21 protein-coding genes and 2 riboswitches are annotated in these 26,494 nt (G+C 45.0%); of the genes, 7 read left to right on the top strand and 14 right to left on the bottom strand.

Translation table 11 applies throughout. The features are described 5' to 3' along the window. Positions 1-14: 14 nt before the first annotated feature. From MKY62_RS20755 to MKY62_RS20775, 5 genes are read right to left on the bottom strand one after another with little or no spacing between them, the layout of a single operon-like run. On the bottom strand, positions 15-1,493 hold the full coding sequence (locus tag MKY62_RS20755; RefSeq protein ID WP_003186470.1) for a glycoside hydrolase family 32 protein: 1,479 nt from the start codon (positions 1,491-1,493) through the stop codon (positions 15-17). Between the two features lie 14 nt (positions 1,494-1,507). Further along, positions 1,508-2,743 carry an MFS transporter gene (locus MKY62_RS20760; RefSeq protein WP_009329898.1) on the bottom strand — a complete coding sequence of 412 codons (1,236 nt, stop codon included), beginning with the start codon at positions 2,741-2,743 and terminating at the stop codon, positions 1,508-1,510. Between the two features lie 34 nt (positions 2,744-2,777). Continuing rightward, on the bottom strand, positions 2,778-3,626 hold the full coding sequence (locus tag MKY62_RS20765; protein WP_006639650.1) for a carbohydrate ABC transporter permease: 849 nt from the start codon (positions 3,624-3,626) through the stop codon (positions 2,778-2,780). Then, the gene (locus MKY62_RS20770) at positions 3,623-4,561 is read right to left on the bottom strand and encodes a sugar ABC transporter permease (protein WP_009329903.1); all 939 of its coding nucleotides are present in this window, start codon (positions 4,559-4,561) and stop codon (positions 3,623-3,625) included. Before MKY62_RS20770 ends, MKY62_RS20765 begins: the two co-directional genes overlap by 4 nt. An 11-nt stretch (positions 4,562-4,572) precedes the next feature. Then, complete coding sequence (locus tag MKY62_RS20775) at positions 4,573-5,871, bottom strand: sugar ABC transporter substrate-binding protein (protein ID WP_011198441.1); 1,299 nt, start codon at positions 5,869-5,871, stop codon at positions 4,573-4,575. Positions 5,872-6,105: 234 nt separating this feature from the next. Here MKY62_RS20775 and MKY62_RS20780 point away from each other — a divergent pair, with 234 nt between their 5' ends. Further along, positions 6,106-7,080 carry a LacI family DNA-binding transcriptional regulator gene (locus MKY62_RS20780; RefSeq protein ID WP_009329906.1) on the top strand — a complete coding sequence of 325 codons (975 nt, stop codon included), beginning with the start codon at positions 6,106-6,108 and terminating at the stop codon, positions 7,078-7,080. Between the two features lie 196 nt (positions 7,081-7,276). After that, complete coding sequence (locus tag MKY62_RS20785; RefSeq protein WP_009329908.1) at positions 7,277-7,807, top strand: chorismate pyruvate-lyase family protein; 531 nt, start codon at positions 7,277-7,279, stop codon at positions 7,805-7,807. Between the two features lie 98 nt (positions 7,808-7,905). Here the strand turns inward: MKY62_RS20785 and MKY62_RS20790 are convergent, their stop codons facing one another. Beyond that, positions 7,906-8,589, bottom strand: coding sequence for a DUF3298 and DUF4163 domain-containing protein (locus tag MKY62_RS20790; RefSeq protein WP_003186478.1), 684 nt, complete (start codon positions 8,587-8,589; stop codon positions 7,906-7,908). A 319-nt stretch (positions 8,590-8,908) separates the two neighbouring features. Then, positions 8,909-9,018: riboswitch (SAM riboswitch) on the top strand. A 73-nt stretch (positions 9,019-9,091) separates the two neighbouring features. Here MKY62_RS20790 and MKY62_RS20795 point away from each other — a divergent pair. The 4 genes from MKY62_RS20795 (at position 9,092) to galE (ending at position 14,613) form a co-directional block, all read left to right on the top strand. Continuing rightward, complete coding sequence (locus MKY62_RS20795) at positions 9,092-10,222, top strand: 5-methyltetrahydropteroyltriglutamate--homocysteine S-methyltransferase (protein ID WP_003186479.1); 1,131 nt, start codon at positions 9,092-9,094, stop codon at positions 10,220-10,222. 138 nt (positions 10,223-10,360) lie between these two features. Next, a complete protein-coding gene (locus tag MKY62_RS20800) occupies positions 10,361-12,595 on the top strand; it encodes a glycosyltransferase family 39 protein (protein ID WP_011198443.1) in 2,235 nt (744 codons plus the stop codon). Positions 12,596-12,615: 20 nt separating this feature from the next. Next, positions 12,616-13,593 (top strand): glycosyltransferase family 2 protein, encoded by a 978-nt coding sequence (locus tag MKY62_RS20805; RefSeq protein ID WP_011198444.1) that lies wholly within the window; start codon positions 12,616-12,618, stop codon positions 13,591-13,593. 24 nt (positions 13,594-13,617) lie between these two features. After that, the gene (galE, locus tag MKY62_RS20810) at positions 13,618-14,613 is read left to right on the top strand and encodes a UDP-glucose 4-epimerase GalE (RefSeq protein ID WP_011198445.1); all 996 of its coding nucleotides are present in this window, start codon (positions 13,618-13,620) and stop codon (positions 14,611-14,613) included. A gap of 202 nt (positions 14,614-14,815) precedes the next feature. Here galE and MKY62_RS20815 read toward each other — a convergent pair whose 3' ends face one another. The 4 genes from MKY62_RS20815 to MKY62_RS20830 are packed head-to-tail and all read right to left on the bottom strand — an operon-like array spanning position 14,816 to position 18,352. After that, positions 14,816-15,955, bottom strand: coding sequence for a hypothetical protein (locus MKY62_RS20815; RefSeq protein WP_003186487.1), 1,140 nt, complete (start codon positions 15,953-15,955; stop codon positions 14,816-14,818). Positions 15,956-15,965: 10 nt separating this feature from the next. Next, positions 15,966-17,396 (bottom strand): alpha/beta hydrolase, encoded by a 1,431-nt coding sequence (locus MKY62_RS20820; protein ID WP_003186489.1) that lies wholly within the window; start codon positions 17,394-17,396, stop codon positions 15,966-15,968. Between the two features lie 18 nt (positions 17,397-17,414). Then, complete coding sequence (locus MKY62_RS20825) at positions 17,415-18,053, bottom strand: hypothetical protein (protein ID WP_003186492.1); 639 nt, start codon at positions 18,051-18,053, stop codon at positions 17,415-17,417. A 2-nt stretch (positions 18,054-18,055) separates the two neighbouring features. Beyond that, a complete protein-coding gene (locus MKY62_RS20830; RefSeq protein ID WP_003186494.1) occupies positions 18,056-18,352 on the bottom strand; it encodes a DUF4176 domain-containing protein in 297 nt (98 codons plus the stop codon). Between the two features lie 526 nt (positions 18,353-18,878). Further along, positions 18,879-18,980: riboswitch (purine riboswitch) on the top strand. A gap of 134 nt (positions 18,981-19,114) precedes the next feature. Between MKY62_RS20830 and MKY62_RS20835 the strand changes: the two genes are divergently transcribed. Further along, positions 19,115-20,308: a nucleoside transporter C-terminal domain-containing protein gene (locus tag MKY62_RS20835; RefSeq protein WP_003186496.1), complete on the top strand. Its 1,194-nt coding sequence runs from the start codon at positions 19,115-19,117 to the stop codon at positions 20,306-20,308. A gap of 45 nt (positions 20,309-20,353) precedes the next feature. Here MKY62_RS20835 and MKY62_RS20840 read toward each other — a convergent pair whose 3' ends face one another. From MKY62_RS20840 to MKY62_RS20855, 4 genes are all read right to left on the bottom strand, one after another. Further along, a complete protein-coding gene (locus MKY62_RS20840) occupies positions 20,354-22,435 on the bottom strand; it encodes a catalase (RefSeq protein ID WP_016886391.1) in 2,082 nt (693 codons plus the stop codon). A gap of 134 nt (positions 22,436-22,569) precedes the next feature. After that, positions 22,570-23,022: a GyrI-like domain-containing protein gene (locus MKY62_RS20845; RefSeq protein ID WP_003186499.1), complete on the bottom strand. Its 453-nt coding sequence runs from the start codon at positions 23,020-23,022 to the stop codon at positions 22,570-22,572. A gap of 167 nt (positions 23,023-23,189) precedes the next feature. Then, positions 23,190-24,608 (bottom strand): glycoside hydrolase family 1 protein, encoded by a 1,419-nt coding sequence (locus MKY62_RS20850; RefSeq protein WP_016886392.1) that lies wholly within the window; start codon positions 24,606-24,608, stop codon positions 23,190-23,192. Beyond that, a complete protein-coding gene (locus MKY62_RS20855; protein ID WP_003186503.1) occupies positions 24,598-26,457 on the bottom strand; it encodes a PTS beta-glucoside transporter subunit IIBCA in 1,860 nt (619 codons plus the stop codon). The genes MKY62_RS20850 and MKY62_RS20855 overlap by 11 nt, the downstream gene beginning before the upstream one ends. Positions 26,458-26,494: the final 37 nt, after the last annotated feature.

The raw sequence follows: 26,494 nt of genomic DNA on the forward strand, positions 1-26,494 counted from the left end.
GCAAAAAATTCTGTTCATTTGGCTTCATCACCTTTCCAAATATCTTTCAACGTCCAGTAAGTGAATTCTTCAACCCGTACGTTGCCTTTCTCAGAAAACAGCTCAATCCCCGCTCTTCCTTCCTTCGGATATATGCGGCTTGTCATTGTCGCTTCACCATGATTTGCAAATACTTCAATAGACGATCTGTCGAGAAACAGATGCAAAGTGAGCTTCTCATCCGCTTCAAGCCGTACGTTTCTCACACCGTCCCTCGCTTTGCCGGACTTTGAACAGTCGAGCGTCAGCTTTTGATCAATCAAGCTGTACTTGATGGTTGTTTCTTCCTGTTCAATTCCCCGGATCTTTAAGCCAACCGTTTCGGCACTGCAAATTGTCAAATCAAAAACGGCCACCACTTCAAGAAGCTTTTCGGCTGTCTTTATAAAATAGCTGCCGGAAATCGATTGATTGTCACACTCATGATGTTCCGATCCACGAAGTAATTTAGTCTCCTCGACGGGATTCATTAAAATTTTGTGACCATCCTTCAACGTCAATTCACGCGGCAAAGTTAATGCCCCGCACCATCCGTCTGCTTTCGTCGGCATCTCTGACTCCCACATATCCATCCAGCCAATCGCAATTCTGCGGCCTTTGTCATCCAATAAAGTTTGCACGGCATAAAAGTCGTGGCCGTGATCCAACTCTTTAAAGGAGCCATGTACAAACTCATTCGTTTCTTCATCATAGTCTCCAATCAAATAGCCTGTTTGATACAGATTTTGATATGATTCACCATCAGCCTCTATACCCTGAGGGGAAATCAGCAAAATGTGTTTGCCGTCTAGTTCAAAGAAATCCGGACATTCCCACATAAAGCCGAGATTTCCGTCGCTTTGGGCGAGAACGCCTACGTACTCCCAATCTACAAAGTTAGGCGAGCGGTATAAGATGACCCGCCCGACGTTCTCTTTTGAGGAGTTTCCGACCACCATATACCAGTTCTCACGATGCTTCCATACTTTTGGATCGCGAAAGTGACGTGCGCTGTCTTCCGGCGGCTCTGCAATAACAGGGTTTTCTTTCAGTTTTTCAAAGACGATACCGTCTTTGCTGACTGCTATATTCTGAGTTTGGTAGAAATCGTCTTTCTCTTCATCTATCATATTATGCCCAGTATAGATTAAAGCGAGGTCGCCGTTATATTCGACTGCGCTTCCTGAGAAACAGCCGCTCTCATCAAATTCGTCTCCCGGCGCTAAAGCAACCGGCAAGTGCTCCCAGTGAATAAGATCCTTGCTCTTCAAATGGCCCCAATGCATCGGCCCCCAATTCTCATCATACGGATGATGTTGATAAAAGACATGATACTCCCCTTTATATTGAATAAGTCCGTTTGGATCATTTATCCAGTTTGCCCGGGGCATCATGTGATAGCCCATTCGGTAACGGCGATTCACTTTTTTCCCGGCTTTCTTTAATGCTTCTTCTGCCTGCTGAATTCTGTTCATCTGTGACATCCTCTCTATATATGATTGCTTTGTAGATTTTGAGCAAATTCAACATCTTTCTTTGAGTCTAGCAAGGTAAAAATCGAAATAATGGTAAAACAAAGGACCATTGCTCCCATGATGAGATAAGTGTGGCGAAATCCGATGCTGTCGTATAAACCTCCCGCAAGCGGCGAAAAAATCGACGTGCCTACCTGGGATGCGAATTGAAAGCCGACAAGATAAAGTACGGATGAAAGACGATTATCAAAATTAGTCGCCAAATATTTAAACATCGCAATCAGCATAATCGGCAATTCTAAAGCATGAATGAGTTTCATCGATGAAATTCCGACCGGTCCGCTGACAAGTCCGGAACCGATAATCCGGAAAGCCATTAACAGCCCCGCTAAAATCAAGCTTTTTTTAGGACCGAGCTTATTGACGATGAAAGGCGCAAGAAACATCATGCCCGCTTCAATAAATACTTGGAATGAATTAAGGTATCCAAATATTTGGTTCCCCAAGGCCGCAGTCGGAAATAAGGAAGCGTAGTAAAGCGGGAACTGCTGGTCATAGACGCCGTACACGCATGTTACGCCGATCACGTACAGCATCAAAAACCAGAAATCTTTTAAGAGAAAAAGCCCTCCTACGTCTTTTAATCCGACCGAGTCTGCTCTTTCCTTTTCATCATCTGTCATCTCAATTTTTACGGAAACAATAATGGCCACCAATATGATTGCTGAGGCGGACGCAACCCAGAAGTTGATATTCGGATCGATATTGAACAGCTGACCTGCAAAAAATGTCGCCGCAGCCCAGCCGAGGGACCCCCACATCCTTGTTCTTCCATATTCAAATTGATATTTGCGGCTGACCTTTTCAATAAAGGTTTCAATCGCACCGATTCCGGCGAGAAAAGCAGTTCCCAAATAAATTCCCCCGACGATAGCCCCAAGAAAGACGTTGTATTGCAAAAGCGGTCCGTAGACGAAAATATAAAAGGGACCCGTAAATACGAGCAGCAAACTGATCATAAATAATATGTTTTTCTTCAGCCCGAGCTTATCGGAGATAAAACCGTACAAAGGCTGCATGCACAAAGTAAAGATAGCGTTTACAGAAAAGATAATGCCCGTCGCGGACCCGTTCAAATTGATTTCTTGCCCTAACCAAATCGCAAATAAAGAATAGCTGGAAGACCAAGTAAAAAAGAAAAAGAAAAAATAGGCGCTTAGTTTCCAATACAGACTGTTTGAGCTTTTCATTTTCATTTGCTCCTTTAACCCGATTTGGATGTATCTATTTGATGCCTGTCCCTGAACCGCCCAGGCCATCTAAAATGTAGCGTTGGGCTACAATGTAGATCAGAATCAGCGGAATCGTGGAAATCGTCAAGACAGCCATCACCTGGTTCGTATAAACCGGCTCGGTGCTGTTGATGGCTGTAATCGCCACCTGGATCGGAAATTTCGACTTATCCGTCAAAACCATCAGCGGCCAAATATAGTCATTCCAGCTGCCGATAAAAGCCAATGTCCCCACCGTAGCGACAGCCGGTTTGGACATCGGCAGCATCACCCGCCAGAAAATCTGCCATGTATTTGCTCCGTCCAGCTTGGCCGACTCAATCATCTCCCCCGGGATCGCCATGAAAAAGTTTCGGAACAAATAAATATTGAAAGCCCCCGCAAGCGCCGGCAAAATCACGGCAAGGCGCGTATCAACAAGTCCGAGCTTATGAACAATTGTAAACTGCGAGATTAAAATCGTTTCCATCGGCACGATTAAAAGCGCCAGCAATATGGTAAACAGCACTTTTTTACCTGTGAATTGCAGCTTGGCGAATGCAAAGCCCGCCATTCCGTTGATAATGACCGCTCCCGCTGCCACACACAAACCGTAAAACAGACTGTTACCAATATACATTAGTAAATCAAACCGTGACAGCACTTCCCTGTAGGATTGAAACCATTCCGACGGATGAAAAGACGGAAGAAACGCTTTAATGCTGCTGATATTGTTGTAAATATCGGCTTCCGGTTTCATCGATGAAGCGACCATCCAAATCAGCGGAAATATAAACAGAGCCGCCAGCAAAACAAGGCATATATATTCCAGTATCGTTAAAGGTCCGAATTTCCTTCTCATCCGCCTTCATCCTCCTTCACCAACTTGCGCTGCGCAAGCGTCACCAATCCAATTATCGTGCCAAACAAGAGCGCAATTGAACTTGCATAGCCGACCATCCGATCGGTAAATCCCGTTTGATAAATATAATAGACAACTGTCATCGTTGAATTGACCGGTCCCCCCTGGGTCATGACCATTGGCTGCACGAGGAGCTTAAACGCACTGATCAGCGTCGTAATAAAGATAAAAACCGACGTCGGTTTCAACAAAGGCAATGTAATATAAATAAACCGCTGCCATTTATTCATACCATCCAATTGCGCCGCCTCGTAGACATCTCCGGGAATGTTTTGCAGGCCCGCTAAAAAAATCAGCATCTGAAATCCGGCTCCCTGCCAGACTGAAACGAAAACAATTGTAAAGATCGCCTGATTAGGACTTGTCAAAAACGGCTGTGGCGGCAAACCGACATGCGTCAGTACGTTATTTATCATTCCTTCATTCGGATTCAGCAAGTACAGCCACAAAACGGAGATGACAACAAGCGACATGACGACGGGGCTAAAGTATGCGACTTTGAAAAACGTATTGGCCTTGCGCTTTTTATTCAACAGAAGGGCCAGCCCGAGAGCGGCCCCGATCTGTAATGGAATCACAAGGACAACAAATTTCAATGTGTTGCTCAAACTTTTCAAGAAAATAGGGTCTTTGAACAATTTGATAAAGTTGTCAAAACCGACAAACTTGCGCAGGTCAGGTGTTAACAAATAATAATCTGTAAATGCGTAGTAAACCGCCATAATCGAAGGAATCACGAGAAACACTGACAAAATCAGCAAGGCCGGACCTAAAAATGTATAGGCCAGCACATTGTCCCGCCACCCTATTTTACTGGCAGGGATTTTTTTCAGCGGAAAGGCCGTCCTTGCTTCTTTCAACGGAATTTTATTCATGGCTCCACCTTCTAGTTTGCCTTATCGATGGCTGATTGCATTTCTTTTGCACGCGTATCCAGAACCGATTGAATATCCTGATGCTGATCAAAGAAGCTGATGTCATCGATCGCTTGCTGAAATGCGCGCGTCACCTGTGGATATGCCGGTGTCACCGGTCGTGCATGCCCCGTTTCTTTCAGCTGCTGCAAGAAGACATTCATTTCATCTGAGAATTCTTTTGCCAGCACTTTCTCTGATGAATAGCGCACAGGCAGCGCGGCGATCGAACGGCTCAATTCCAAGTTGGATTCCTTGTTTGTCATCCAATCGACCAATTTTGCCGCCCATTCCTTGTTTTCAGACGTCTGTGTCATGGCAAACTGCCAGCTTCCTGAAGGGGACACAAGCTTTTTTGTTTTTGGCGACACAGGATACGGCATCACACCATAATCGACATTAGGAAAATTTGTTTCCATGTCGGTTACCGTCCAGACACCGCTCATTTTCATCGGATATTTTTCCGTTTCAAACGCCTGCTTAACCGGAGTCCGGGTCGTGTAACCCTCTTTCAGCATTGTTTGAATAAATGTCATCGCTTCAACGGTCAGTTTGTCGTTAAAAACACCCTCCGCTTTCTTGCCATCTTTTGAAAGAACATCGCCGCCAGCCGACCAAACAAATGGCAAAAGCGCATAGGTCAGCATTTCGTCTTTTGACTGCAACTGCATATCGATGGCCGGTTTGTCATATTTATTTTTCAGCTTTTTGCAAAGCTCAAGGAATTCGTCCCACGTCCATGGATTCTCAACCGTTGGCAGCGTTTTCAAGTCAACGCCGGCGTCCTTCAGCATTTTTTTGTTATAGTAAATACCGACCGATGATTCGCTGACACCGATCGCATACAGTTTCCCCTGGTAGGTTCCCTGTTGCTTAATGCTCGGCAATAAATCATCCTGGTCTTTGATATACTCATCCAATGGCGCAATAACGCCGGATTTCGCATAAGCCGCCGTGTTCGGTCCGTCCAAAGTGATCACATCCGGCAGGGTATTCGTTGTCAGCGCCGCGTTCACTTTGTCTTCATATCCGCCGCCGTTTCCGCTTCTGGGGATGAAATCAATTTTGGCCTCGATGTTTTCAGAGGCATACTTTTTATTAAAAGCGTCCACCCGCTTTTGATAGACCTTTCCTTCTTCACTGTCATCAGATACGTGCACCCACATCGTAAGCGTTTTCCCATCTTGGCTATTTGCACTTTTGCTATTGCTGCAGCCCCACATCGCAAACATCAGCAACAACGAAAAAATTCCGAAGAGCCACCTTTTCATCTTTGTCACTTCCCCCCATTTTTTATCAATTAACAAATGAAAGCACTTTCAAGTGAATTGTATGTCAACCGGTTTCATATGTCAACCGGTTGACATATTTTTTCCCCAATTATTCATCCCGGTACATTTCTCAGAATCATGGCATTTTCTTGCACATATCGGCCCGATTCTCTAAAATAAGTGCGTGACGAGAATTGTAAGCCATTTCAGTAAAAATAGCAGGGGGAAAAGGGAATGAAGCCTAGCATTCACGACGTTGCAAAAAAAGCGGGAGTTTCACCAACAACCGTATCGCGGGTATTAAATAACCGCGGCTATATTAGTGAAAAAACAAAAGAAAAAGTCTATAAAGCGATGGAAGAAATCAATTACTTTCCAAACGATTTGGCCCGCTCTTTATTTCGTAAACGAACTCATTTAATAGGGCTCATCATCCCTAACTCCAGCAACCCGTTTTTCGGCGAACTGGCCTTTCATATTGAGAGCATCTGCGCTGCCATGGGCTACAAACTGCTGCTTTGCAACAGCTTAAACCGCAAAGACAAAGAAGAAAAATACTTGGAAATGCTGATGCGAAATCAAGTGGACGGCGTCATCGCCGTGACTTACAACAGGGGAATTTTAAATTATCATCGGCAAAACCTGCCGATTGTCGCCATCGACCATTACTTGTCGGAAACGATTCCCGTCATCGGCTCTGATAACTATGACGGAGGAAGAAAAGCGACAGAACTGTTAATTGCAAAAGGCTGCCGGCACATCATCCATATCAACGGACCAATTGAGCTGAAAACACCGGCAAATCTTAGAAGAAAAGCATATGAAGATGTGATGCGACAACACGGGAGACAGCCGATTACATATGAAGTTCCCTTTCATCAAAATTACCGGGAAATCATTTCAAAACTGTTTGATGAACAGCCTGCAGCTGACGGCATTTTTGCCAGTGATGACCTCATGGCCGCTACAGTCATCACCGAAGCAAAAAAACGCAGAAAAGACATTCCCGGGCAATTAAAGGTGATCGGCTACGACGGAACGGAAGCGGTTCAGTCCATTCTCCCGGAATTGACAACCATCCAGCAGCCGATCGAACTCATTTCCAAGACGGCCATTGAGATTTTGTCCAAAGCCATTGAAGGCGAATTCGATGATTTGCCGCTGGAAACCTATTTGCCCGTACAGCTTTTAGAAGGAGAGACGACTTAAAATAACGGGACAAAAAAAGGAGACATTGACGTCTCCTTTCTCCATACATATCCTGATCTATCCAATTATAAAAAAGATAAAATTTACATTGCTCACCTAAAATTTAACTTATATTTCTAGACAAACTCACCTCCCCATGATAAATTTAAAGACAAGTTTTCGAAAAATTCTAATTTTGGCGTGGAGGTGCCTTTAATTGAACGTAAGCCACTTTTTTCCTGAAACCTTTGTTTCTCTTGTAAAAGACATGTTAACCAAAACCGATGGTTCAACAACCAAAGCGATTGAAACGCTGATCGGCGGCAAAGCCGAAATCGAAGTTTTTCAGCAAAATAATATTGATTATGACAAGCTTTCACCTGAGGAAGCAAGGCTGTTTCAACGCGATGATGACATCTTGTTTAGAACCTCGTCTTTGAAAACAGGCGATGATTATTTATCTTATAATTATGTCTATGTCAAAACAAACTTACTGCCGCCCGCCATCAAACAAGATTTGCAGGAAGAAAGGCTTCCCATCGGGAAAATCATTGCAGAACTGGAGTCAAGGCGTGAAATTTTCAGCACGGGCGACTGCCTGGGAAAACATTTCACACAACTTGTACCTGTTTCAGCAGACCGGACATATGCTTTTAAAAAATACCAGATCATCAGCGGCCGACAGTGCATGTTCTATGTCTGCGAACTGTTTGATTTAGAAAAAATCTGCAAACTGACTGCGGGCTGAATCATGCCCGTCAGCTGCCGCTTTATGAAAGAGCTTCCAAAACCTCCTCCTTCCTTCTTCCCTCATAATAAAAACCCCTGAGAAACAGGGGCTGTTATTTATTGATACACCGTTTTCGGAACTGCAACGACCGGATTTCCGGCGGCATAAGGGGCGACATCGTATTGTTGGAAGACGATCGCAATGCCGTCGTTAGTGTAATAGAAGGCCGTGTTTTTACCGAGGACGATGTCTTTCTTCTTCACATCCGGAAAGAAAATGTCGCTGTGTTTTTGAATATAGTTGTAAATGTATGTTTTTGTCTTATCCATTTTCGATTTTGTATTTAGGATGTCGGATAAATACACCCGTTTTTTAGAGACAAGGTCATAGTTGAAAGAGCGGACTGCCGTATTTCCGTGCGCTCCGCCGGAATAGACGTAATTGCTTGTCAGGATGCTCAGCTTTTGGCCGGTCCGGTATTTCACTTCAAAGGACGTTTGATAATCCGTTTGGTATCCGTGCTGTTGGCCGTCTTTCTTGTTTTTTACATAATCTTTGTAGGACTGCTCAATATAATGTTTAAAATCTTTGTTGATCTTGTTTTGGAGAGATTTGGGGCTTACATTTGAAACTTGCGGGTATTTCAAAGCCTTAATGTTTTTGTACGTATGGCTCGTGACCGTCGGTTTTTTTTCGTTTGCCGCGTGTGCAGAAGGAAGTGCGGCCGCACTGTACAGCGCAAAAAACAATACCCCTGTCATCAACATTCCGAACGCTTTAAACACTGTTTTTTTGTTCATAAAAACCCTCCTTAATCTGTCATTTTTTATAATACCCATTTTGAAATCAGGTACACATTATAGACCGGTGAACTCAATAAAAAGTTTCTGTTTTTGGAAATAAAAATTGAAAAAAATTCTAATTTATTCTGTTTGTTCAGCATCTTGTTGACTGTTTGAACGGCTGTCCTGACGAAAAATTCACACATTGATTCGATACGCCCTCCAGTTTAACCGCAGAAGAAGAAAATGAAAAAAACGAAGAGTTTTTTTAAACCCATTGACATTTTTATAAAAAGTATTAATATTAAAACTATTAAAAAATCGCATAAAAAGGTTTTCCTTATCAAGAGTGGTGGAGGGACTGGCCCTGTGAAACCCGGCAACCGCTGTCTATGACAGAATGGTGCTAAATCCTTAAGAGCATGTTCGTGCTCTTGAAGATAAGGAGGAGATTGAATATATCAAGCTCTTCCTTATCGGGAAGAGCTTTTTTATGTCTATAAAGAAAGAGGGATGAAGCATGACACAATCAACCGATGTACTGAAGCAAACGCCTGGAAGAAAAATCGGACCGTACAGAGCTGATCAGGTGGGCAGTCTTTTAAGGTCTGAGCCCGTAAAAAAAGCGCGCCTCCAAAAAGCGAACGGCGAAATTAGCGCTGAACAATTGCGCGAAGTCGAAAACGAAGAGATCAAGCGCATTGTCGAAAAGCAAAAAGAAATCGGTCTTAAAGCCGTGACAGACGGGGAATTCCGCAGGTCATGGTGGCATTTCGATTTTCTTGAAGGACTTGACGGCGTAGAAGGATATACAGCGGACAAGGGCATTCAATTTCATAATGTTGAAACGAAGCCGCGCGGCATCAAAGTAACAAGCAAAGTCGACTTTACAAACCATCCGATGCTGGAAGATTATAAATTTCTTCATGATATTGCGGGCACACATACGCCGAAAATGACGATTCCGAGCCCGAATATGCTGTTTTTCAGAGGAAAGCTTGGAGAAAGCCCGTATGAGGATCTTGATGAATTTCATCACGATGTAGCTCAGGCTTACAAAAAAGCGATCCGCGCATTTTACGATGCCGGCTGCCGCTATTTGCAGCTGGATGACACGGCCTGGTCCGTATTTTTCTCAGACAAAGGACATGAGCAGATCAAAGCTTTCGGCCGCCAGCCTGATGAACTGCGCCAGTCTTTCGCCAACACGATTAATGAAGCAGTTGAAGGGCGCCCGGACGATTTGACGGTCACCATGCACATCTGCCGCGGCAACTTCCAGTCGACATGGGTGGCGGAAGGCGGCTACGATGCGGCTGCTGAAACGATTTTCGACGGACTCAATTTAGACGGACTTTTCCTTGAATTTGATGACGAGCGCTCCGGCGGCTTCGAACCGCTTCGCTACGTCCAACGGAAAGACTTGCAAATCGTCCTCGGTTTAATTACATCTAAATTCGGCGAGCTTGAAAACCCGGATGATATTAAGCGGCGCATTGAAGAGGCGTCCCGATATGCCGATCTGAACCAGCTGTGCTTGAGCCCGCAGTGCGGCTTTGCTTCAACGGAAGAGGGCAACCTGCTTACCGAAGAACAGCAGTGGGAAAAACTGCGCCATGTCGTCGAGATCGCTGAAGACGTATGGAAATAACACCTCATATTTGAGACATGCCTCCTGACGGCATGTCTCTTTTTTTGCCCCTCTATACAATTTAAAATTCCTTCTTGATTTGTTCATAGTTTGATCATATTTGGCTTCTATAATGCTCTTTAGTGAGGTGATCGAACAATGATTAAGAAAAGGAAAATCGATATATTCCTGGTCTTCATTCTTGTATTATCTGCAGCATTAAACTTGTACGGCATCTGGAATAGTGACACAGACAACGCCTACTATACGGCGGCCGTTGAAAGTATGACCCAAAGCTTTCATAACTTCTTTTACGCATCATTTGATCCGGCAGGCTTTGTAACAGTTGATAAACCGCCTGTCGCACTCTGGATTCAGACACTTTTTGCACTTGTATTCGGCGTGCACGGCTGGAGCGTCGTTCTCCCTGAAGCCATTGCGGAAGTGATTTCCGTAGCACTCTTGTACTTTATTGTAAAACCTACTTTTGGCAAAACGGCGGCCAGAATTTCAGCTCTTATTATGGCGTGTACGCCGATTGCCGTTGCGGTCAGCCATACAAACAACGTCGACAGCATTCTCGTCCTTTGCTTGATGATTGCAACGTGGCTGTTGTTTAAAGCAGTCCGGAAAGGAAAAATCGGCTGGCTGCTCGGCGCATTCTGTATGATCGGTGTCGGTTTTAACGTCAAAATGCTGCAAGCTTACATGGTATTACCGGCATTCCTGCTGTTTTACATGATTGGAGCCAAAACGACGATTCGCAAAAAAGTTGTGTCTCTTATCACAGCCGTGATCGTTCTGGCAGGTGTTTCCGTTTCCTGGGCGGTTGTCGTCGACAGCCAGCCCGAGATTTCGCGCCCTTATATCGGAAGCAGCCAGACCAACTCTGTCCTTGAGCTGGCGTTTGGCTATAACGGCATCCAGCGTCTCACAGGTCAAAACGGTGCAGGCGGGGGCGGAACCTCCTCATCTGATCATGATCAAAAGAATCAGCAGCAAAGCGGCGATATTGAAAACAACTCAGACTCGGCAAATGGACAAATGGCTCCGCCGAGCGGAGGCGAAATGCCTTCGGGCGGACCGGATGGCCGGCAGGGTGATGTCCAAAGCGGCGGCGGAGGTCCCGGTGGCGGCACAGGCGGCATGTTTGGCACTGGAACCCCGGGTCCTCTCAGACTATTCCAATCTGAGCTTTCAGGACAGGCTAGCTGGCTGATCCCGTTTGTCCTCTTCGGCATCATCGGTTTGCTGATCGCGGGTCTTCGCAGACAAAGAAAATTCAATGAAACAACGACTGAAACAATTTTCTGGATGATGTGGCTTCTGCCGGTCGCTGCATTCTTCAGCATCGCAGGATTCTTCCATCATTACTATCTGATTATGCTGGCAGCTCCAATCGCCGCTTTGTCAGGTGCAGGCTGGACGGCGCTCGTTCGCCTCTATCAGGAAGAAAGCGGCTGGAAAAAACGGCTGCTGCCAATCGGCATTTTGCTGACAACCGCATTTGAATTGTATATTTTGAGTCCTTATCTCAGCGAAATCGGCTTCATCTGGAGCATATTGATCGGCGCTTTCGGCATTGTCACAAGCTGTCTTCTCATCTTTCTCAAGAAAGGAAAGTCATTCAGCTACTATGTATCACTTGCAGCGCTGCTTGGCATGCTGATCGGGCCTTTCTATTGGACAACGGCGACGCTTGCTGACGGTGTAAACGGCATGATTCCACAGGCCGGACCTAAATCCGCACAATCATTTGCCGGCGGTGGCGGAGGAGGTAAGATGCAGAATAACGACGGCAGCGGACCTCCCGGATTTGGCAGCCAAGACGGCCAAACAGACAGTAATCAAAACAACAATAATGGCCCTGGCTTCGGTCCAGGTTCAAACAGCCAAAACAGCAACGATTCTTCAGCTGATACCGGTTCCGGCCAAAACAGCCAAAATCAGAATGACGAAGGCGCAAGCGGCCGTCAACAAGGCAGACCAAGCGGCGGCGGCAGCCCTGGAAGCGGCGAGTCGGTCGATGAAGAACTGTTGAGCTACCTTGAAAAGAACAACACCGGTGAAAAATATTTATTTGCAGTCTCAAGTGCAACTTCTGCTCAATCTTACATCATCAAAACGGGCAAAGCTGTGATGGCGATGGGCGGATTCTCAGGAAGCGACCCGATTTTGACGGTTGAAAAACTTGAGAAGCTCGTCAAAAACGGCGAAGTCAAGTACTTCATGATCGGCGACGGCCGAGGCCGGGACAATTCAGAAATCACCAACTGGATTAAAGAAAACGGCACAGAAATTTCAAAAAGCGAATACAGCAGCTCTTCTTCTGATGATTCACAGTCAGGCGGACCTGGCGGAAATCAAACGCTTTATAAAGTGGAGCTGGATTGATGAAAGGAAAGGTGATGAATATGCAGAAACAAGTCACATTTTCAATCGTAGTCCCTGTCTACAACGAAGCGGAAGTGCTTCAAAGCACCTATGACCGATTAAAAACCGTCATGGACTCGACAGGCGATCCCTATGAACTGATTTTTGTAAACGATGGTTCAAGCGATGACAGCATTCACACGCTGAAGTCGCTTGCTCAGTCAGACCAGGCAGTAAAATGCATCAATTTCTCAAGAAACTTCGGTCATCAGATCGCGATTACGGCCGGCACAGACTATGCTGCCGGCGAGGCGATCGTTGTGATCGACGCCGATTTGCAGGATCCTCCTGAATTGATTTTGGAAATGGCGGAAAAATGGCGCCAAGGCTTTGACGTTGTATACGCCGTCCGCACAAAGCGAGAAGGAGAAACATTTTTCAAAAAGCAAACGGCCGCCATGTTCTACCGGATTTTAAGAAAACTTACAGACGTTGATATCCCGGTGGATACAGGAGACTTCCGGCTCATGGACCGGAAGGTGGTCAATGAAATGAACAAGCTGAAAGAAAAAAACCCGTTCGTCCGCGGTCTTGTCAGCTGGCTCGGGTTCAAGCAGACAGCCGTCTATTACGAGCGCCACGAACGGCTTGCAGGGGAAACGAAGTACCCGCTGAAAAAAATGCTGAAGCTCTCGCTCGACGGCATCACTTCATTTTCCTTTCAGCCGCTGAAACTGGCAAGCTACTCAGGAATCGTGCTGTCAGCGATCGGCTTTATATACGCCTTCATCGTCGTCTGCATGAAGCTGTTTACGACAAGCACCATTACAGGATGGTCGTCGATGATCATTCTGCAATGCTTGTTCAGCGGATTTATCCTGATCATCCTCGGGGCAATCGGCGAATACATCGGCCGCATTTATGACGAAGTGAAAGACAGGCCGCTTTATATCATTGACGGAAAATACGGGTTTGAAGAACAGCGGCGGGCGCGAGCTCCCCAGCGCCATATTATGTAGAAAGATCCAAAAGGAGGGATTCCGATGAGCGTACTAGTTGTCGGGGGAGCCGGTTATATCGGTTCCCACGCCGTTTACACGTTAATTGAGAAAAAAGAAAGAGTCGTTGTTGTGGATTCCCTGGCAACAGGACACGCAGAAGCCGTTCACTCCGAAGCTGCGTTTTATAAAGGGGACATTCGCGACCGGCATTTTCTCAAGCAAGTATTTGAAAACGAGGACATTGAAGCCGTCATGCATTTCGCAGCATCTCCGATTTCCTCGAAATCCAAAAACGTGTTTACTTCCTTTAACGAAAACATCACAGGAATGGAAACACTGCTTGACGTGATGAAAGAATACGATGTCGGCCGGATCGTTTTCGCGTCAAGCGCGGCCGTCTACGGCAGTCCAGAAGACCTCCCTGTCACAGAAGAAACCGAACCTGAGCCCGTTCACGCGCACGGCAAAGTCAAATGGATGATGGAGAAAATGCTGATGGAAGCGGAAAAAGCGTACGGGCTGAAATATGTGATCCTCCGCTCCTTCAATGCGTGCGGCGCTCACCCATCCGCCATCATCGGCGAAGACCGGGGGAGCGAAACACATCTCATTTCAAATGTTCTGCGAACCGCTCTCGGACACCTTCCTTTTGTTCACATAGATCAATCTGAAGACGGAACTGGCGTCCGCGATTATGTTCATGTTCAAGATTTGGCAGAAGCACACGTGCTCGCCATCAATCACTTGCGGAAAGGCAAGGATAGCCGAATCTACAATCTCAGCTATGGCGAAAGCTACTCCGCTGAACAAATCATCCTTGCCGCCCAATATGTCACAGGCATTCCCCTCATCGCCGCAAAGCTGACAGAAACGGACATCGATTCACAAGCAACATTTGCCGCTTCTTCCTCCAGAGCCAGAAAAGAATTAGGCTGGACCCCACAGCACAACAGCCTGATCGCGATCATCCGCGACGCCTGGAACTGGCACTCTGCGAATCCGAATGGATATGCGTCGGAGAAGGTGAAGCAAGGGTGAAAATGAACTGCACCCCTATCGTTAGGCAGCGTCTAACTATGGAGGTGCGTTTTTTTCTCCATCGGCTTTGCGGTAGTTGGTGATCATCGGCAGGCCATTGAAATGTTTTTATTTGAGTTCCAAAAATTAGAAGGCTTGTCCCAATTTTGTGGCCTACCTTTGTCAAATAAGAAAAGGACTGCATAAAAACTCTTCAGTCCCTCTATGATTCAATTCCTAAATCAACTAAATAAGCCGTTGGCTGTTGTTTGTTTTTTTGTAAATCAATAAGTACATTAACAGAACCTGCTGTACCAATTGTCTTCCCATGATAAGAAATATACAAAACTACATAATCTTTATTAAAATAATGAATATTAGCTATCCTCGCATCACCCGCGTTTAAATCCATCTCTTTTGCAATTTGTTTGAAATCAATCTTAAATTGAGCTTCATATTTTTCATTTCCTTTTAGATAATTATCCATTGTTTGTATCTGTTGGATACCATCAGGCATTACATTTGTTTCTTTTTCTTTTGCTCCGTTAATATAAACATACTTACCGTCTTTGCTCAGAATATCAGTGTTTTTGATTTTCCTAACTTTGTTTTTCTTTTCATCAAAAATGTATTTATCAAATAACTTACGATATGCTCCATCCTTCGCTACATTTGGAAATACGGATAAGTATTCCTTCAGTTTCCCAGACTCAATTGTTGAATTTAATTCCTCTTCTTTAACAATCCGGTATTTTGAAAGATCACTTTTTAAAAAAAGATAATATATTTGTCTGTCTCCAAGGTCACCATTTTTAAATTTTTCATATACGTCCACTTGTATAAGCATGCTGTCTTTGCTAACAGCTGCTAACGCCAGATGTACTTTTTTATCCTTGGCTGATGGAAACTCTATTTTTTTTTCTCCGCTTTTTGTTTTCACTTTTAGAACATTCTTTTTATCTAATGTCATTTCCGGCAGATTATATTCAAGTTTATTGTGGATAAGTTTTTCTTTAGTTAAAAATTCAGTTGTTTTCAAATCATATAATTTTGTCGCAGGATATTTATTAGCCGAAAGAAAGGGACTGTAAAAATCGTCTACTTCTTGATCTGTATATTGATAGTACCGTAGCCCCTTTTTATCACTGCGCATAATCGTATATGTACTATTTTGATAACTAAGAGTTGCGTCTGTCGCTAAATCAAGTTCATGTCTCATAAATTCTCTAAATGCTGGACTGTCTTCTTTGGGCAAGCCTTTTTTATAGATGGCTTCCTGAACATCATCTTTGCCGCAGCCGGTGGTGGCGAGCAGTAGAAACACTATTAAAAAAAATATACTTATAAACCCTTTCTTTTTCATCGACCTTCTCCTATTCTGCTTCTTTTTTGTTGACCTCTCGAATCAAGTCAACAAATTCAGAGTCTTCAATTTCATAAATATGTCCAGGATTGGTTACACCGGAACCTCTTACTTCAATTTCTGGCTTTTTATCAATGAGATCGCCTAATATGTCACCGTGTTGACTTTCGACCGAAACGATATCATCACTGTTTATTTTATGTTTTCCGCTTGCGGTATAGTAAGGGGAAAAACTTACAGTATCCTCTGTTCTGTATCCCGCCGCAGCGGTAATGTCCATCTTCTGCAGCTTTTGATACACCTCAGGATTGGCAGATTTCAAATGATTAATATCTTCAGTCATCGCCTCACAGTCCATATCAGTGTAGGCATTACTGTAATCTTTTCCATTATCATTGTTTTTGTTTTCTTCATTAAAATCTAAATAATCACTTGTATTCATAGTATCTCTTCCAGCAGCATTATCTGCAAGCCAGCGCGCTCTATTTGCCCCGGCAGCTAAGAGATTTTTATCATATGGAGTTCCGATTGTTGTGATGCTTCGCACATGGTCAGGGTAATCCATCGCAAATTGCAGCGATCTTCTTCCTCCATAGCTGTGCCCGAACATATCGATCTTTGTCTCCTCATTCATCAGCCCCATCTCATTTAACTTTTCTGCTAAATCGTCACTTGTTGCTTGCCGATGCTCATTGGGTTCATTTGTGTCATAAACAATATGGAGACGGCCGTTAGTGTCGAAGTATTCAAGACCTTTTATTTCTTCATAAGTTTCCTTTATATACATTTTTCCATATTTGTCAATATAATAGTATTCATAAACATATTCGTTTTTTTCATTTGTTGTAATACGAACGATAAGGTCGCCCTTTTTCGCAGCATCCTTTACACTTTTATAGAAACCATTCCCACTATCCTCAATCCCATGCACATAAACAGAAACATTCTTATAATCCGAAAAATCGCCTTTTACATGGTTAACTGAATTATACAAGATTGAGAGGTCTGTCAAAGCTTCGCGCATCGGGGCGCGGTGGGTGCGGGCGACATTGCTGAAATCTTGTTCCACCTGATCAATGCCATTTTTTAGATTCTCGTATTGGCTAATTAAAAGAACAGCGTCACTCGAAATATTGTTGCGTTTTCTTAAGTCTTCCGGTGTGGGGTCTTCCATAGACTCAAATTTGCGCCTGGCATTCTCCTGGCACTCTTTTAAATCCTTTATCCAATCGTTGATTTCCGATTTGATATCCGCCACATTAAAATCCATTACGTTTTTTGATACAAAATTCGGAAGTTCTTTATTTTCTATCGAAACCCATATTTTATTAAAAGTATCAAGCAGACGGCTGGATTGGGCTAACCGCAGCAGCTGGTTCGCTTTTCTTTCATGGTTTTTGAGAATGTTCGTGATTTCTTTTTCTCTATTATGATAAGCCATAACTCTGTTTCCCTTCCATCATTTCACTCTTTGCAGTTGCTGTGAGATTATGTTATCGACGCGCTTTAATTCCTTAACGATGTTTTTAGCATTTGCCGAAAGTTCTTTGACTCTTTTTTTAAGCTCCGTCATGATTGAGTTGATGTGCGACTTTGCATCAGACCAGACGTCATCGAATTTTTCCCACGGAAATTCTGTTTCATACATCATTTCTCTGAGCATTGTGTCAAAATGGTGCAAAACTTCATCAAGTGTAGATAGATTTGATTCAAACTTTCCGGTTGCCTGGTGTAACGATTCACCGTTTACTTTAATTTCACTTTGAACTCTTTCAGCCGAAAACGTATGGTTTCTTTCTGATCTCGACTGCGGCTGAACATTGGCCGGCTTGTCGGATTCGTCCGTCAGTTCGACCGCTTTTGCAAAACAGCGTACACTGTCTGCAAAATATAATAAACAGCTGCTTGCTTTACTGAAAAAGTTGATGTTGTCGCTCATTTTTTTCTGCAGCGCTGCTGCGGCTTTTCCGCTGTGCCGGTCTAATTCTTCACGAAAAAACACCATGTTCTCAAATACATGGCTAAAGGCGTTTTCCAGCTGACTAATGGTTCCCGCTGCCTTGTGTGAAAGTTCTTTGTTGAAGCGAAAATGTCCCATCGTCATTGCTCCTTATTTTCTTTTTTTCCTGCTTCAGCTTCTGTTAGCAGTTCATCAAGCTGCAATTCTTTTTGATCAACATACCCGTAATGGTATACCACTTCTATGTCCTGTTTATTAAATAGAACAAGCTGCTCTTTTGGATCGGTAAATCCATTTGGATAGTCGACAGCTGCATAATCTCTGATCACGTGATTTGTTTCAGAAAACATTTGCCGCCCGATGACGAGCAGACGCCTTGAATCATTATGTAAGCCGACAACACTGCCGACAGGAAGATAGTTCTTTTTTAACAGCATAATTCATTATCCCTCTTTTTCTCTGAAATTGGACATACATACAAGTTGTAAAAACATAGGGAAATCATAGCAAAAAGGTATCATTTCATTCAACGAACTAAAGCACCGCGAAATTTTGCCTATTTAAATCAGAGACTTTTGATTTAATGTTCGCTCATTACGCAAGGTTTGTCGGTGTCATTAGTATGTTACAGTGAGGCCTTAGCACTGAAACGATTCATCATACTTACGGGAACTTCCAGATAAAGTTTCACAAAAAAACCGCCATAATAGGCGGCATCATGAAGATATAAAGCGCGATCGCTTACGATTCTCCTCTAATAAAAAGAATTTTATCACTTTCAATTTTTCGTCTGTTGTTCTGTGCATCGTCACTTCAATCATTTTTCCCGCTTGAAAATCCGGCTTTCAAAGACTAAGCAACAAGCGCCCTGACCCTCTCCTAGACATGACTTCATTTGAAAAATTATTGTGAAAATATATTTTTAGCTTGAATTTTACACAATCTCGAGATAAAATACAGTCAAAATAATAGAAGCCCACTTCTTGTATATAATCAGTAATAGGGTCTGATTGTTTCTACCTGGCAACCGTAAATCGCCAGACTACAAGGAAGTTTGAATAGATTTGATCATGTAAAAAGTGTATTGCGCAAACAATATATCTATTTTTCATTTGCTCTTATTTTTCATGCTTTCTTTATCGGAACCCATGAAAAATAAGAGCTTTTTTATTTTCAAAAAACATTCGGGAGTTGGCATCATGTATTTTCTCATTAATATTTTAGGCATTTTCATTGTCATGTCTGTAATTTATTTTTGTTCCCCGCGAAAGAAAAGCGTAAAATGGAGGCCGATTCTCTCCCTTTTCATCGTTGAGCTTTTGGTGACGTGGTTTATGCTTGGGACAAAAATCGGCGGATGGGCCATCAACCTGATCGCCTCTTTCTTTTCGTGGCTGATCGCTTGTGCAAGCGACGGCATCGCTTTTGCCTTTCCGTCCGTGATGGGCAATGAAACCGTTGACTTTTTCTTCAGCGCCTTGCTGCCGATTATTTTTGTTGTGACATTTTTTGATATACTGGCTTATTTCGGAATTTTAACATGGATGATTGATAAGATCGGCTGGGTAATTTCGAAAGTCTCACGCCTTCCTAAATTAGAAAGTTTCTTTTCGATTCAAATGATGTTTCTGGGCAATACTGAAGCGCTCGCCGTCATTCGCGGGCAATTGGCTGTATTAAAGGATAACCGCCTGCTGACGTTCGGCATTATGAGCATGAGCAGCATCAGCGGATCGATTCTCGGTTCTTATTTAACGATGGTTCCTGCGACATACGTATTTACCGCCATCCCGCTAAACTGCTTAAATGCGTTGATCTTGGCCAGCATTTTAAACCCGGTGGAAGTCACTAAGGATGAAGACATTATTTACGTACCGCCAAAAGAAGAGAAAAAGGACTTTTTCTCAACGATTTCAAACAGCATGATGGTCGGAATGAATATGGTCATCGTCATTCTCGCCATGGTCATCGGATATGTCGCTTTAACCTCATGTTTGAACGGTATTTTGGGCTTGATCGTAGACGGTTTGACGATTCAAAAGATCTTTTCTTATATCTTCAGTCCGTTCGCATTCCTGCTTGGACTGGCGCCGGGCGACGCGATGTATGTTGCACAGCTGATGGGCATGAAACTCGCCACAAACGAATTCGTCGCGATGATGGATTTAAAAACGCAGCTAGACGCGATTTCACCCCATACAGCCGCCGTGGCCACAACATTTTTGACGTCGTTTGCCAACTTCAGTACGATCGGGATGATCTATGGAACGTACAATTCCTTATTTAACGGAGAAAAATCGGCGATTATCGGAAGAAATGTGTGGAAGCTCCTCGTCAGCGGAATAGCAGTGTCGCTGTTGAGCGCGGGGATTGTCGGGCTGTTTGTTTGGTAGAAAAATAGATTAAAAGGGCAGGCATCTAGCCTGCCTGCTTTATTATTAAACTTGCCTATCCCAATGGCGGTGCCTGCTGATCGCTTCGACCAGCTTTTTGCCGAAGTCGTCTTTGTTCTTATCACCACGAGAGGTGATAATGCCCGGCTGTGAAGCCGCGTGGGCCCCGGCGGCGGACAGCAGGAGATCGACCCCTTCGCCTGCGGCTCCGACCGCTTTATAATGTCCGAATGCTTCATTGACAAAATCCGATGCGGCTTTATGCAATTTCAGGCGTTCTATGCTTTCTTGGCCGCCCGGAATATAAACGGCATCGTACAGCACAGAATCGACCGTCTGCAAAGTGTTTCCGACTTCAATTTCTGTGCCGCCGGCCCCTTCGATTACTCCGAGTGCCGAGCTGACGATGTCCGGAATGATGCCGGCTTTTTTGAATTCTTTCAACACACGGCTCAAGTCTTCATCATCAAAACCTTGTTCTGCTAAAATGGCGACTGTCCTTGTCTGCGGCAGTTTCACCGTATTCTCCTGGCTGAGCGCAGGGGATTTGAACGTCACGTTGGAGCCTTCGTCTTTTTCAGGGGGCTCTACGCCTACACCCGCAGCGATTTGCTTGGCAAGCTCCCCGTCAACCCGGTTAAACATATGAACGACTTGGCGGCGGACGTCCTTGCTTTTGACCTTTCCGACTTCAAAGCGGAACGCCGAAATGATATGTTCTTTTTCAACGGGGGACATGCTGTTCCAAAACAGCTTCGCTTGCGAATAGTGGTCGTTAAAGCTTTCGCTGCGCTGGCGGATTTTTTTGCCCTCGACTTTTTCCTCGTAGTGCACATATCCGCCTTCTTCTTCTGAAGCAGGCGCCGGATCGTTGTTTTGAAGCGAATTTTTATGATAAGCGACAGGCCCTTTGTTAATCGTCATCCTGTGATAGCCGTCATACTGGTTGTTATGGAACGGACAGACCGGGCGGTTGATTGGAATTTCGTGAAAGTTCGGACCTCCCAATCGGATCAGCTGTGTGTCCGTATAAGAAAAGAGCCGGCCTTGCAATAGCGGATCGTTTGTGAAATCGATCCCCGGCACAACATGGCCCGGATGGAAAGCGGCCTGTTCGGTTTCCGCAAAAACGTTATCCTGGTTTCGATTCAGCGTCATTTTGCCGATGATTTTGACAGGGACGATTTCTTCCGGCCAAAGCTTTGTCGGGTCAAGGATATCGAAGTCAAACTTGAACTCGTCTTCTTCGTCAATCATTTGCACGCCGAGCTCATACTCCACTTCATCGCCTCTTTCGATCGCTTCCCACAGATCGCGGCGGTGATAGTCGGGATCTTTTCCGGCGATTGTCTGCGCTTCGTCCCAGACGAGCGAATGGACGCCGAGGACGGGCTTCCAGTGAAATTTAACAAAGTGCGCCTTGCCTTCTTCGTTTACAAACCTGAACGTATGAACGCCGAAGCCTTCCATCATCCTGTAGCTTCGCGGAATCGCCCTGTCAGACATTGCCCACATGATCATGTGGGCCGTTTCTTCATTGTTGGCGACAAAGTCCCAAAACGTATCGTGCGCCGTAGAAGCCTGCGGCATTTCGTTGTTCGGTTCCGGTTTAAAGGCGTGCACCAGGTCAGGGAACTTGATGGCATCCTGAATGAAGAAAACGGGGATGTTGTTGCCGACAAGATCATAGTTCCCTTCTTCTGTATAAAACTTTGTCGCAAATCCTCTGACATCGCGTACAGTGTCACCCGAGCCCCTGGAACCGGCGACAGTCGAGAACCTGACAAACACCGGTGTTTTCACTGACGGATCTTGAAGAAACTTTGCTTTCGTATACTCCGTCATCGGCTCGTAAACCTGAAAATAGCCATGCGCGCCAAACCCCCTCGCATGAACGACTCGCTCCGGAATCCGTTCATGGTCAAAATGGGTCATTTTTTCACGGAAATGAAAGTCCTCCATCAGCGTCGGACCGCGCACGCCTGCTTTTAAGGAGTGCTCGTCTTCAGATACGCGCAAACCTTGGTTCGTCGTCATTTTTTTGCCCCTGTTGTCAGACCGGTACTGTTCGAGTTGTTGATCCTTGCTGTGCCCATTGACTTTGCGGCGGCCATCATTGTTATTCACTTGTCATCCCTCCTCATTTTTATTCCCTATGTAGCTGATCTGGAATGCTATTTTATGATTTACCCTTTCTGTCGGCGGGTTAAACTCTTTTTATAGATTCAAAGTTTTGTGTGACAACTACACAAAAAAACGAATTAAACCGATTTTAAGGGCACACATATTTCGCAATACGGACTGTTCACCATATCACCAACGTATTTTTCCATGATTGGCCTATTGTCCAATTGGTATTCATTGTTTTGCAGGGATGAGAAAATATCTGAATATGCTTTTTGAATAGCTTCTGCTGTATGTTCAACCTCGTAAATAAGGTATTGTCCGCCGGAAATTTCGCCTTCAAAAACGGTATCATCGACTTGATAATCATGCGGTATCACAATACAAGCATCAAATCGACAATGATCAGGAGGCGTTGTTTTCGGGTTATCTTGTGGAATCGCAAACAGAATGGCGGATTCAAGAAGATCTTTTTTCTTAGCCCATTTTTTTAATCTTTCCATTACCTCAATGTTGGCGGGGCCGTATGGACCAACTCGGCGCATATATGCAATGCGGTAGTTTGGAAGTGTTTCGATTTTGAATTTCATAGGTTCTTTCTTCCTTTCCATCATTGTTGTTCGTTCCGTTTCGAATGTAACACGCTTTAAAGATATTTACATTCATATTTTTAAAATTTTCTGCAAATTTTAAAATGAGCATTTTCAAACCAAAAAAGAGGATATTCAGAGATCATCTGAACATCCTCTTTCTTTGTTTAATCGAGTGTTTCGCCGTTTGTAGCAATCAGGTTTTTATACCAGTAAAAGCTTTTTTTGCGAATGCGGCGCAAGTCTTTCAAATCAAATTCATCGCGGTTCACATAAATAAATCCGTAGCGTTTTGAACAGCCTTGATGGGTCGAAATTAAGTCGATGGCAGACCATGGGGAGTAGCCGAAAACATCGACTCCATCCGTGATTGCCAGCTGAATTTGCTTGATATGCTCTTTTAAATAATCGATGCGGTAATCGTCATTTACGACATCTCCGTCTTCAAGCTGATCAAACGCGCCGAGGCCGTTCTCAGTGACGATCAGCGGCAGCTGGTAGCGGTCGTAAATTTCGCGCAGCGTCGAACGGAAACCGACAGGGTCGATCTCCCAGCCAAATGCGTTTTTCTTTAGGTGCGGATTGCTGCTTCCCCTATATACGCCTTCTTCTCCCGTCTGCAAATGCTGGTCTCCGCCTCGAGCAGCCGTGTCGCTGCCATCACCCCTGCTTGCTTCAGCCGTTTGCGATGTATAGTAGTTAAACGCGATAAAATCCGGCTTGGCCGACCGCAGAATGTCCATATCCCCTTCAGCGATGACCGGTGTGCAGCCTTTTTCTTTCATATATGCCCACGCTGTTGTATTGTACCGTCCGAATACGGCCATATCCAAGTAAAGCCAGTTTCGGATCGCATTATAGTTAAAAGCCGCCAGCACGTCCTCCGGTTTCGAAGAAGCGGGATAGATGAGCGCAATATTCGGCGCAGGACCGATTTTTGCTTCCGGCAGCATCTCATGGCAAAGCTTGATCGCTTTCGCCTGTGCGACGAGCATGTGATGGTTTTGCTGATAAAGCTCTTTTTTCGGATTTTCCAAGTTCGGATCGAGTGTACCGAGTGCAGATCCGTGGAGGATCATCATATTTTGCTCATTGATGGTCAGCCAGTATTTGACGCGGTCACCGTAGCTTTCAAAAAGGACCTTCGCATACTTTTCAAAAGCATCAATCGTGGCCCTGTCCGACCAGCCGCCTTTTTTCTGCAAAGCATTCGGCAGATCAAAGTGGTACATCGTAACAATCGGTTCGATTCCATATTTCAGGAGTTCATCGATCAAACGGCTGTAAAATTCGATGCCCTTTGGATTAATATCGCCGTCCCCATCCGGTATGATGCGCGTCCAGGCAATCGAAAAACGGTATGCTTTGAAGCCCATTTCTGCAAACAAAGCGATATCTTCTTTATAGCGGTGGTAATGGTCGCTTGCGACTTTAAAATCGGTTGTCCCTTCCGGGTAGCTTTCGCGCGCATCGATGACAGAAGGCCCTTTTCCATCTTCGTCCCAAGCGCCTTCCACTTGATAAGCGGAAGTAGACGCGCCCCACAAAAAATCTTTCGGAAATTGAGCTAATGTTTTATATTTCATGATTATTTTCCTCCCTTGGTGATGAAATTAAAGTGATGATCCGTTCTTCAGTTTTCACCTTTTTTTGATCCGTTGGAATGACATCCGTGTATTGACCGGAATTTGTAACGATGATCGGCGTTTTCACGTCAAACCCTTCTTCTTTCAAAGCGTCCAGATCGAATTCTGCGAGTATATCACCCCGTTTCACATTTTGCCCCTGCACGGCTTTAGGATTGAAGTGCTTTCCTTCGAGCCTGACTGTGTCCATTCCAATATGAATCAAAATCTCGGCTCCGCTTTCCGACGTTATGCCGTATGCGTGACCCGTCGGAAATGCCGTTGTCACGATGCCGTCCGCAGGGGCGGTGACAACGCCTTTTGACGGAACCACCGCGATTCCCTCTCCAAGCGCCCCCGATGCGAACACTTTATCTGATACTTCTGTTAACGGCAGGACTTCTCCTTGCAAAGGGCTGTAAATCGGTTCACCGGCGCTTTTTTCAACAGGCTCCTCTTTTGTCACCTCCACAGGGTCGTCAAAGCCGACAATGTAAGTGAGCAAAATCGATAAAACAAATGAAACTGAAATGCCGATGATGAAGCCGAGAAAGCCCGGTCCGTAAAAAATCGGAATCGTCAACAAGCCCGGAGCGCCGGAAGCGAGGGCGACGCTGCCGGAGTATCCGATAATGGCTCCGCCTGCCGCCGCGCTGATGACACCGCATACAAACGGCTTTTTCAGCCTGAGCGTCACCCCGTAGACGGCCGGCTCTGTAATCCCGAATATCCCGGTAACGGCAGCTGATCCTGCCAATGCTTTCAGCTTCTTGTTTTTCGTCTTCAGCATGACGCCAAATGCGGCTCCTGTTTGGGCAAACACGGCGGCTGCCGTCGCCGGCTTAATGTAGTCCTTGCCGTGGACGGCAATGTTGTTCAAAATGACAGGGACGATCCCCCAGTGAATCCCGAAGATGACAAGGATTTGCCATAAGGCCGCAATAATCGCTCCTGCCAGAATCGGGCTGAAATCAAAAACGGACAGAATCGCTGCCGCGATCCCGTTTCCTGTGTAAACGCCGAGCGGTCCGAATACGATCAAAGTTAACGGCACCATCACCGTCAGGCATAATAAAGGGGTGATAAAGTTCTTCACGCTTTCATGAATAAAGCGCATACATAATCTTTCAAGATAGCTCATCACAAATACCGCAAGGATAATCGGGATAACGGTCGACGTATAATTCATCAAGACGACCGGAATGCCGAAAAACTCCGTATGGGCGCCGCTGTTTTTCAGTTCGAGTATCGTCGGATAGATCAGCGCTCCGGCAATCGTCAGCGCTATGAACGGGTTCGCTCCGAATTTTTTGGCGGCCGTAACGGCGAGCAGCAAAGGCAGGAAATAAAACAGGCTGTCGGCTGCCGCGTATAGAATCGTATATGTCGTCTCTTCCGGCGAGAGCCAGCCGGCGTTTGTGCAAATCAAAAGCAGGCCTTTTAAAATCCCCGCTCCCGCCATGACGCCGAGCAGCGGAGTGAAAATGCTGGATACGACATCTACTAATCTACCGGCGAGGCTTCCTTTCTCTTTTTGACTGTGATCGGCCGCAGAACTTTCCAACAGTTGAGAGATCCGGCCGATTTCTTTATATACTTCAGGAACGTTATTGCCGATAACGACTTGAAATTGCCCGCCGCTCTCCACCACGGTTACCACGCCATCCGTATTTTCAAGCGCTTCTCTGTCTGCTTTGGAACGGTCTTTCAGTTTGAAGCGGAGCCTTGTCGCGCAATGGACTAGCGATACAACGTTCTTCTCCCCGCCGACGCGCGCCAGAATTTCTTTTGCCATTGATTGAACATTCATCGTTGATCATCTCCTGTCTCTCGTAAAGCCCTATCAA

It is taken from the genome of Bacillus sp. FSL R7-0646, assembly GCF_037969865.1.
GTDB classification, from domain to species: domain Bacteria; phylum Bacillota; class Bacilli; order Bacillales; family Bacillaceae; genus Bacillus; species Bacillus licheniformis.

What these genes read in the sequence shown, in the direction of transcription:
- MKY62_RS20755 (WP_003186470.1), bottom strand. Translation starts at nt 1,493, where the DNA reads ATGAACAGAATTCAGCAGGCAGAAGAAGCATTAAAGAAAGCCGGGAAA.
- MKY62_RS20760 (WP_009329898.1), bottom strand. Translation starts at nt 2,743, where the DNA reads ATGAAAAGCTCAAACAGTCTGTATTGGAAACTAAGCGCCTATTTTTTC.
- MKY62_RS20765 (WP_006639650.1), bottom strand. Translation starts at nt 3,626, where the DNA reads ATGAGAAGGAAATTCGGACCTTTAACGATACTGGAATATATATGCCTT.
- MKY62_RS20770 (WP_009329903.1), bottom strand. Translation starts at nt 4,561, where the DNA reads ATGAATAAAATTCCGTTGAAAGAAGCAAGGACGGCCTTTCCGCTGAAA.
- MKY62_RS20775 (WP_011198441.1), bottom strand. Translation starts at nt 5,871, where the DNA reads ATGAAAAGGTGGCTCTTCGGAATTTTTTCGTTGTTGCTGATGTTTGCG.
- MKY62_RS20780 (WP_009329906.1), top strand. Translation starts at nt 6,106, where the DNA reads ATGAAGCCTAGCATTCACGACGTTGCAAAAAAAGCGGGAGTTTCACCA.
- MKY62_RS20790 (WP_003186478.1), bottom strand. Translation starts at nt 8,589, where the DNA reads ATGAACAAAAAAACAGTGTTTAAAGCGTTCGGAATGTTGATGACAGGG.
- MKY62_RS20795 (WP_003186479.1), top strand. Translation starts at nt 9,092, where the DNA reads ATGACACAATCAACCGATGTACTGAAGCAAACGCCTGGAAGAAAAATC.
- MKY62_RS20800 (WP_011198443.1), top strand. Translation starts at nt 10,361, where the DNA reads ATGATTAAGAAAAGGAAAATCGATATATTCCTGGTCTTCATTCTTGTA.
- MKY62_RS20805 (WP_011198444.1), top strand. Translation starts at nt 12,616, where the DNA reads ATGCAGAAACAAGTCACATTTTCAATCGTAGTCCCTGTCTACAACGAA.
- galE (WP_011198445.1), top strand. Translation starts at nt 13,618, where the DNA reads ATGAGCGTACTAGTTGTCGGGGGAGCCGGTTATATCGGTTCCCACGCC.
- MKY62_RS20815 (WP_003186487.1), bottom strand. Translation starts at nt 15,955, where the DNA reads ATGAAAAAGAAAGGGTTTATAAGTATATTTTTTTTAATAGTGTTTCTA.
- MKY62_RS20820 (WP_003186489.1), bottom strand. Translation starts at nt 17,396, where the DNA reads ATGGCTTATCATAATAGAGAAAAAGAAATCACGAACATTCTCAAAAAC.
- MKY62_RS20825 (WP_003186492.1), bottom strand. Translation starts at nt 18,053, where the DNA reads ATGGGACATTTTCGCTTCAACAAAGAACTTTCACACAAGGCAGCGGGA.
- MKY62_RS20830 (WP_003186494.1), bottom strand. Translation starts at nt 18,352, where the DNA reads ATGCTGTTAAAAAAGAACTATCTTCCTGTCGGCAGTGTTGTCGGCTTA.
- MKY62_RS20835 (WP_003186496.1), top strand. Translation starts at nt 19,115, where the DNA reads ATGTATTTTCTCATTAATATTTTAGGCATTTTCATTGTCATGTCTGTA.
- MKY62_RS20845 (WP_003186499.1), bottom strand. Translation starts at nt 23,022, where the DNA reads ATGAAATTCAAAATCGAAACACTTCCAAACTACCGCATTGCATATATG.
- MKY62_RS20850 (WP_016886392.1), bottom strand. Translation starts at nt 24,608, where the DNA reads ATGAAATATAAAACATTAGCTCAATTTCCGAAAGATTTTTTGTGGGGC.
- MKY62_RS20855 (WP_003186503.1), bottom strand. Translation starts at nt 26,457, where the DNA reads ATGAATGTTCAATCAATGGCAAAAGAAATTCTGGCGCGCGTCGGCGGG.